This is a genomic window from Candidatus Enterococcus ikei (assembly GCF_017316105.1).
Taxonomy (GTDB): Bacteria; Bacillota; Bacilli; order Lactobacillales; family Enterococcaceae; genus Enterococcus_L; species Enterococcus_L ikei.
The window spans coordinates 107,674-115,964 of sequence record NZ_JAFLWD010000020.1 but is presented as its reverse complement, the minus strand read 5'-3'; the positions used below and the strand labels follow the sequence as shown (position 1 = coordinate 115,964).

Annotated in this window: 7 protein-coding genes; 2 read left to right on the top strand and 5 right to left on the bottom strand. The window is 34.1% G+C overall.

What is annotated here, in order from left to right:
• Positions 1–26: 26 nt before the first annotated feature.
• Positions 27–1,604 carry a peptide chain release factor 3 gene (locus tag JZO69_RS09460; protein ID WP_207112629.1) on the bottom strand — a complete coding sequence of 526 codons (1,578 nt, stop codon included), beginning with the start codon at positions 1,602–1,604 and terminating at the stop codon, positions 27–29.
• A gap of 527 nt (positions 1,605–2,131) precedes the next feature.
• Here JZO69_RS09460 and JZO69_RS09455 point away from each other — a divergent pair.
• Positions 2,132–3,625 carry a helix-turn-helix domain-containing protein gene (locus tag JZO69_RS09455; RefSeq protein ID WP_207112628.1) on the top strand — a complete coding sequence of 498 codons (1,494 nt, stop codon included), beginning with the start codon at positions 2,132–2,134 and terminating at the stop codon, positions 3,623–3,625.
• A gap of 48 nt (positions 3,626–3,673) precedes the next feature.
• Here the strand turns inward: JZO69_RS09455 and JZO69_RS09450 are convergent, their stop codons facing one another.
• From JZO69_RS09450 to JZO69_RS09440, 3 genes are all read right to left on the bottom strand, one after another.
• Positions 3,674–5,050: a hemolysin family protein gene (locus tag JZO69_RS09450; protein ID WP_207112633.1), complete on the bottom strand. Its 1,377-nt coding sequence runs from the start codon at positions 5,048–5,050 to the stop codon at positions 3,674–3,676.
• A 166-nt stretch (positions 5,051–5,216) separates the two neighbouring features.
• Positions 5,217–6,353 carry an AI-2E family transporter gene (locus JZO69_RS09445; protein ID WP_207112627.1) on the bottom strand — a complete coding sequence of 379 codons (1,137 nt, stop codon included), beginning with the start codon at positions 6,351–6,353 and terminating at the stop codon, positions 5,217–5,219.
• 198 nt (positions 6,354–6,551) lie between these two features.
• Complete coding sequence (locus tag JZO69_RS09440) at positions 6,552–6,740, bottom strand: hypothetical protein (RefSeq protein ID WP_207112626.1); 189 nt, start codon at positions 6,738–6,740, stop codon at positions 6,552–6,554.
• A 143-nt stretch (positions 6,741–6,883) separates the two neighbouring features.
• On the opposite strand from JZO69_RS09440, the gene JZO69_RS09435 reads away from it, so the two are divergent.
• The gene (locus JZO69_RS09435) at positions 6,884–7,318 is read left to right on the top strand and encodes a GNAT family N-acetyltransferase (protein ID WP_207112625.1); all 435 of its coding nucleotides are present in this window, start codon (positions 6,884–6,886) and stop codon (positions 7,316–7,318) included.
• Positions 7,319–7,420: 102 nt separating this feature from the next.
• On the opposite strand, the gene JZO69_RS09430 is transcribed toward JZO69_RS09435, so the two are convergent.
• Positions 7,421–8,248: a hypothetical protein gene (locus JZO69_RS09430; RefSeq protein ID WP_207112624.1), complete on the bottom strand. Its 828-nt coding sequence runs from the start codon at positions 8,246–8,248 to the stop codon at positions 7,421–7,423.
• Positions 8,249–8,291 lie beyond the last annotated feature (43 nt).

Genomic DNA, 8,291 nt, shown 5'->3' with positions numbered 1-8,291 from the left:
AAATATTTTTTTGGTCTATTACAATTTTATAGAAGAGATTTCAATTCAACATCTGGATACTTATCCGCAAACCAACGCATAGCAAATTGATTTTCAAATAAAAATAGTGGTTGATCGAAACGATCTCTCGCTAAGATATTACGACTAGAGCTCATTCGTTCATCTAAATCAGCTGGATCGATCCAACGAGCGATTTTTGATCCCATTGGTGTCATAACGACTTCAGCATTATATTCATTCAACATACGATGTTGGAACACTTCAAATTGCAATTGTCCAACCGCACCAAGGATATATTCTTCTGTTAAATACGTTTTATACAGTTGAATAGCTCCTTCTTGAACGAGCTGATTGATTCCTTTATGGAAGGATTTTTGTTTCATCACATTTTTAGCATTGACTTTCATAAAGAGCTCAGGTGTGAATGAAGGTAGCTCTTCGTATTGCACTTTTAATTTACCTTCAAACAACGTATCACCGATTTGGTAATTCCCTGTATCATAGATCCCGATGATATCACCTGCCACAGCCTCTTCCACATTTTCTCTGGAATCCGCCATAAACTGTGTTACATTGCTTAACTTGATCTTCTTGCCTGTTCTACCTAAAACTACATCCATGCCGCGTTCAAAGGTTCCCGAACAAATCCGTACAAATGCAATTCGATCTCGATGAGCAGGATTCATATTCGCTTGGATTTTAAAAACAAATCCAGAAAATTCTTCTTCGTAAGGACTAACTTCTTCACCATCTTCTGTCTTATGACCATATGGAGATGGAGCGAATTGTAGAAATGTTTCTAACATCGTTTGTACACCAAAGTTTGTTAACGCTGAACCAAAGAAGACTGGAGTTTGATCACCACGAGCAATTTTCTCTGTATCAAACTCGTCGCCTGCTTCAACTAATAATTCAACTTCTTCTAATACTTGTTGATAAACACTATCCTTATGAAGTGGTAAATCACTCGGGATATCGCCATCCACTAATGGAATGAAACGTTCACCATTATTATTTTCAGGTCTATAGACCTCTACACGCTTGTTGTAAATATCATATAACCCTTCTAAACCTTTCCCCATGCCAATCGGCCAGTTCATTGGGTAAGATTCGATGTCTAGCAACTCTTCTAATTCTTCAAGCAATTCTAAAGGTTCACGGCCATCTCTATCTAATTTATTGATAAACGTAAAAATCGGAATGCCTCGTTTTTTAACAACTTGGAATAATTTCTTTGTTTGCGCTTCTATCCCTTTTGCGCTGTCAATAACCATGACCGCACTATCTACGGCCATCAAAGTCCGATAGGTATCTTCTGAAAAGTCTTCGTGTCCTGGTGTGTCCAAGATATTTACACGTTTTCCATCATAGTCAAATTGCATCACTGAACTAGTTACAGAAATCCCTCTTTGTTTTTCGATTTCCATCCAATCGGATTTTGCAAAATTTCCAGTTTTCTTTCCTTTTACTGTTCCTGCTTGGCGAATTGCTCCACCAAAGAGTAAAAGCTGTTCTGTGATCGTCGTTTTACCAGCATCCGGATGGGAAATAATAGCAAACGTACGACGGCTGTCTACCTGTTTTTTTAAATTTGGATTATTCATTTGTTGCTCCAATCTATTATTATTTTCACTCGAAAAAAAATTCATTTAGCTTTATAATTTATTTAAACAATTATCTACATCGGAAAATTCTCCCTATATCTTTATTCTTCAACTAGTGTAGTATATCATGGAATTACCTTGACTTTCAAAGGCTTTAGCTAAGTTTCACAAAAAAATAAAAGAGACCAAAACAAAACTCAATGAATTTTGTCTTGATCTCTATAATTGGGGAAGAAATAGATACTATATTTTATTTGCTAAAATACTAGCATTGTTACTAAAAATTGTTTTACACTTAACTAAATCAAGTATAAGGTTTGTTGTTTAATTGTGCAAATGTCTAAAATTTATGTCTAATTTCTTTATTAATATTACTAATTCGTTATTTAATCATCATACATATACTGTATTTCATAGTATTTTATATATTAGATCGTTATTCAATGATTGTATTTTCCTATGAATTATTCAAAAGAATCCCACACTTTTTCTTATATTGAGAAATAGACCGTTAAGGAGGTTACACCATGCTCGAAGCAATGATGTTGGAAGATACTGCCAAACGTAAATTAACGTTATTTAAATCATTAATTAGATTTTCTGATAAACAACACAGTATCAATTTTTTTGAAAACAGATTGGACTATTCATATAGCCGGGTCGTTTATCTGCTAGAACAGATTCAGCAAGATTTAACTAAAATGACTGGAACAAAAATAGAGATCCTTCAAACAAATGGTGTCCATTATAAACAATATAGTACGTATGATATGTACTATCAATACCTAATTACTCAAAGTGTTCCTTATCAATTATTAGTGTCTATCCTATTTTATCCAGATGATACTTTGAATAAATTTTGCGAGAAAAATTATCATAGTAGAACAACAGTTGTCCGTAAATCATCTTTACTGAGCAACTACTTTAAACAGTTTGGCATTAAAATGAACACTTCACAACTAAAGCTTTATGGTGATGAACGAATGATCAGAATCACTCTTTATACGTTGATTTGGCTGGCCTCTCAAGGAACTAATCTCCCTAAACTTTCTCATGCTCTGGTCAATTATGAAGAAGTCACTGACCTTATCAACCCTTATTTTCCTGATAGCAATAGTTACTCTGCTCATAAACAAATTACACTTATGCTGGATATCGTTTATCTGCGAATAACTTCGGGAAACATTCTAACTGAACGCACCAAAATTGATCCTTATATTCCAACTAATGAAACATATGCACAATCTTTTTTTGGTCATTTAATCAAGGACACAAACGCAGTGGCAGCAGAAGCTCAATTTGCTTCCTATCTATTGAGTTCTACGCCAAATTTTTTCAGAGAAGATGACCATCGTTTGTCGTTGTTACATAATTATTTAGACACCCACATAAATTCAGCTACTAAATTAATGAATGAATTTTGTGATTTTTTTAGTAACCAATTTGTACCCGATGATTTTTCATGGGCAGCGCAACCAATCCTCTTTGGAAATATTGGGAATATTATTTTCTCTTCAGTAATTATGGAAAAACCATTTCCAACACTGTTTCGTTCAATTGATCACTCGCTCTATTCAAAAAATGAATACTATTACCTGTTATTTACACACTTTAAAACCTTCTTTCGAAAAATCTCGAAAAGAAAAAATTTTGATTGGCTTAAAGATTCTATCAATCAATTATCAGATACATTGGCAGCACTTTTAGTTCCACTTTATAGTTCTTTTCAAGTAGATAATGTTGTCCGTATTGCCATGATCGCTGAATCTAATTACTTACTTGTTCAGCCTTTGACTCAATTTATTAACGAATTGCCTTTTGTGGAGTTAGTAGCCTATAATGCTGGCGAGTTTTCTTCATTTGATTTTCTTTTGACTACATCTGCCTATTTAATACCAGAAAAATGTCATTTGCCGTCTTTTGTGTTTCGTTTTTCTTCTGATAATGATGAACAATACATCGGTCTTTATCAAGCAATCAAAGCTCTTTACAATAAAAAATCTAGTAATCATTTTAAATAAAAAAGGAAGAGATAAAAAGCCATTTCGGCTCATCTCTTCCCATCTTTATTATCTTCTTGGTTCATCGTCTTCCATTTCTTTACGGAAAAAGCGACGATATTCTTCTGGTTCTTCATCAACTGTTTCTTCATCATGGAAAACAACTTTTAAGGCTAAAACCCTTGTTCCTTCCATTTCTTCAGAAGTCAGTGTGATATTACCAACATCAAATGACAATTTCTCTCCTTCATCAGGAATTGTCCCTAATGCCGTGATCAAGTAACCTGCCATGGTGTCAACATCACTCATGTGCAAATCTGTTCCGAAGGCTTCATTGAACTCGTCTATCAGCATTCTTCCTTGAACCAAATATTCATGATCATTGATTTTAGAATATAAATTTTCTACCTCATCGGTCTCATCATCGATTTCTCCAACGATTTCCTCTAACAAATCTTCCAACGTAGCTAAACCAACTACGCCGCCATATTCATCAAGTAAAATGGCCATTTGGTTTTGCGTTCTTTTTAGCTCGTATAATAAATCATCAATAAAAATCGTTTCTGGTACAAATAATGGTTCTTGGATAATATTCTTTAATTGAATCTTGTCAAAACCTAATTTATGCGCTGCTTTTAGTAAATTTTTAGTGTGCAGTACGCCGACAATTTTATCTTTATCTTCATTGTATACTGGAATTCTTGAAAAGTTTTGTGATAAAACGGCATCAATATTATCTTGGATATCATCTTCAATATCAATCATAAAGGCATCCGTGCGCGGAACCATTACTTCACGAGCTACTTTGGTGTCTAATGAAAATACACCTTGCAGCATCTCTAATTCATCATTATCTAAAACACCTTCTGATTCTAGCATATAACGCATTTCGTCACGCGTCATTTTTGAATCAGCATCATCAAATTTCATTGGTGTAAGTTTTGAAAGTAAGTCTGTAGAAGCAGATAACAACCATACAAACGGTCGAGCGATCACTCCTAATATACGTACAAATCCAGAAGTTGCTTGTGCTACTTCTTCTGATTTGTTCATTGCAATTCGTTTTGGATACAATTCACCAAAAACAATGGAAACATACGTCAACATAGCTAAAATAATAATATTCGCTATACTTTTTGCGGCAGCTCCGCCACCAAGAACGGGTGCTAGTCTTGCTGATAAGGTATCAGCTAGGGAAGCTCCGGACAAGATATTAACTAAAGTAATCCCAACTTGAATCGTTGATAAAAAGCTAGTTGGATCTTGCAAAATCTTTAATAACTTCTTAGCTTTCGCGTCTCCTTCTTCTGCTTTTTGTTCGACACGATTCTTATTTACTGAAACAACTGCTATCTCCGCTGCAGCAAGAAACGCATTGATCAAGGTTAATACGATCAATAATAAAATTTGCGCGATAAGCGACTGACTCTCGGGGTCAGCATTCATAATGTGCACTCTCTCCTCTTAAAATTATTCAGAAAACGCTGTACTTCGTTTTCCAATTTCATTTAGTAACAAACTGTTTACTAATCAATTTGATAAAAAACGTGACCACTTTTAGTAGTCACGTTAAAATCCTATCACAAACAGCGATTAATTTCAATATTCGATGTCATTTTTCTTTCATCGACATCTCATTTTCTTCACCAGTCAACACGATTTTTTCGCTTCTACTTTCTCGAATCATTCCCATCACATGAATAGCAACCGTTTTAGCAATTGCATAGAATGGAACCCCCAAGAAAATACCCAAAAGCCCAGCAATATTTCCGGCAACCAGTAACACAATAATGATCGTCAACGGATGAATCTGTAATGATTTTCCAATTACATTTGGATAAATGATATTTCCGTCAATTTGCTGTACTACTAAAACAACTATACAACAGAATACAGCTTTGATTGGTTCATCAAAAACAGTGACAAAAACAGCTGGAGCCAAGCCTATATATGGTCCAAGGTAAGGAATCAAATTGGCAAACCCTGCGATCACTCCGAATAAAAAGGCGTAACGAACACCTATCAATGAATAACCAATTGCTGTAAACGTTGCTACGAATAAACATTCAATAGCTTGTCCGCTAATATAGTTTGCCAACGTTTTGTTGATTTTTTCCAGCAATTCAGCAATGCTCTCCCGACGTTTCTCTGGTAAAAAACGCTCGATTCCAGGCACTAATCGATCTCCATCTTTTAACATATAAAATAAGATGAATGGTGCTGTAAAAATGACGATTGTTGTTGAGGCAACGGTTGAAACAACGGATCCTAAACTATTTGACAAACCGCTTAAAAATTGCTGAATAATATTTCCATAAGAAATGTCCAATTTCTCTATATATCCTGTTAGATCAACATCTTTAAACAAAGGCAATTCAGCCATTCTATAAACCCACGCTTCCACATTACTGAAAACCGTTGGCATGTTTGAAGCCAAACTGGCTAACTGAGAAGCCAACTTAGGAATAACACTGACTAAAATCAACACAATAGCCACAACTAAAATTAATAAAACGAGTATTACGGCATATGTTCGCTTCATCTTGGCTTTCATCAATAAATTAACGATTGGATTTAAAATATAATAAAGAAAACCTGCCACTAAAACTGGAGCAAATAGCGTTGAGAAAAACGTTCCGATCGGTGCAAATAGAAAATTGATTTTCGTTGAGACAAAAATCAACGTTGCAATAACTAGCAATTCTGCTGACCAAAAAAATAATTTTGATTGTCTTAATTTTTCAAACAAAGATGATCCTCCTTTATCACTAATAATATTACCTTTTATTCCCTTAATAAATAGAAAAACAATTGCTTGTTAGTAGATTTTAGCATACCTTTTCTTAAATTGAATAGCAATACTTCTTTGTACCTATTTTTACACTCAGACAATAAACAAACATCCGTCAAAATTACAGTAACGGATGTTTAATTTAGTTATTTTAGTTTATTTTTTGAAAAAGCCTTTGACTTTGTCAGCTAATCCGCCTGCATCAATATCAGGAATCATGCCTTTTAATTTTTCGTATTGTTCACCAATCTCATCTTTGTGCTCTTCAAGGAACTGTTTTGCTTTTTCAAAATTTCCTTCACCGATCAGTTCTTTCACTTTTTGTACAATTTCATCTGTATTCATCTTCTACCCACTCCTTCTTTTTTTATTTATAATGTACACTGTTCATACTGTTTTTACAAAAGATAGACTTCAAATTATTTCAAAGTTCTAATGTCTGATTTTTTGATGTATAATATATTAAATAATTATTTTAGAGGTGCCAAATGAAAATCGTCCATACAAAAGATACTATGAGTGATATTTACCTAGATGCTGTTAAAATCCGTCATCAAGTTTTCATGCAAGAACAAGGTGTTCCAAGCGAAATTGAAATCGATAAATACGAAGCTGCTTGTATTCACTTTGTCTTATATGGTGATGACAATGAAGCGATCGCTACTTGTCGACTATTACCTCTTAAAGATGGCGTGATGAAATTACAGCGCATGGCTGTTCAAAAAGAGTATAGAGGAAAAGACCATGGTCGACTGATCGTAGAAAGTGCTGAACAATTTTCTAAAGACCAAGGGTATAATACTATGACTTTAGGTGCTCAGGTAACAGCTCTTGGCTTTTATGAAAGAATGGGTTATATCAAAGATGGTGACATGTTCCTTGACGCACATATTGAACATTATAAAATGACTAAAGCCCTTTAACCCTTTATATTTTCACTGTCTAATCATAAAGAAAAAACCGATTTCAACAGAATGAAATCGGCTTTTTTCTTTGTATAACTATCTCACACCTAGTTTAAAAAATTAGTACCAGACAATAGGGATTTCATAAATAAGCTCATGTCGATAATATTTATCAGCTGAGCTCGCACCAAGGTGAATCTCAATGTTTGTAGCTTGTTCTTCAATATTACTGATTGTGATAATATTGCCTTTCAAATCTGGCTTAATTTCTTTATTCCAAGATCCATCTTCATTACTCATAGAGGCATAATTAACGTCTTTGCTCCCATCTGAAAATTGAGTAGAGTATTTCATTGGATGTTCAAATAATATTTGTTTAAATTTTTTGTCCACAATCATTTTAGGAGCAGTTACGTTAGATGCACCATTAAATCTATTTAAGTTTTTCAAATTCGAGAGAGGGGTAAGATCAAGTACTGGATAATGATATAAATCTAAAGACTCTAGCTTTTGTAACTCAGATAGATAAGAAATATCTTGCACCATATGAGTTCCTTTATCTTCTGTAGGATATGTGTAATATTGCAACATTTTTAAATTTTTCATTTTTCCGATTGGTCGCATATCAATACTTCCCTCTTCTGCAGGGATATAGACAGCAGATTCTACATTCGTAAGATATTGAGCGCCTTCAAGTGATCTACCTGTAAGGAACACATTGTCCACCCGCTCAACTTGTCTTACTGTTGGCAGCTCATCAGTAATTACTTCTTCCTGTTCCGTTTCAGGATTCCATTTTGCTGACTCTACAATTGACTTTCTCATTTCATCAGATGGAATATAAACTTTTCTCTCATCCGCAGTGTTACTTTTCCCTAAAGCAAAACTGACACAAATGATAGAGACGATTCCCAAACCTTTTAAAAACATTTTAACACTATTTCTCATGTTCTTACCTCCATTTTTATAAACAAATTATATCATCATTCAT

Coding starts and splice junctions, on each gene's coding strand:
- JZO69_RS09450 (WP_207112633.1), bottom strand. CDS start 5,050: ATGAATGCTGACCCCGAGAGTCAGTCGCTTATCGCGCAAATTTTATTA.
- JZO69_RS09430 (WP_207112624.1), bottom strand. CDS start 8,248: ATGAGAAATAGTGTTAAAATGTTTTTAAAAGGTTTGGGAATCGTCTCT.
- JZO69_RS09435 (WP_207112625.1), top strand. CDS start 6,884: ATGAAAATCGTCCATACAAAAGATACTATGAGTGATATTTACCTAGAT.
- JZO69_RS09460 (WP_207112629.1), bottom strand. CDS start 1,604: ATGAATAATCCAAATTTAAAAAAACAGGTAGACAGCCGTCGTACGTTT.
- JZO69_RS09455 (WP_207112628.1), top strand. CDS start 2,132: ATGCTCGAAGCAATGATGTTGGAAGATACTGCCAAACGTAAATTAACG.
- JZO69_RS09440 (WP_207112626.1), bottom strand. CDS start 6,740: ATGAATACAGATGAAATTGTACAAAAAGTGAAAGAACTGATCGGTGAA.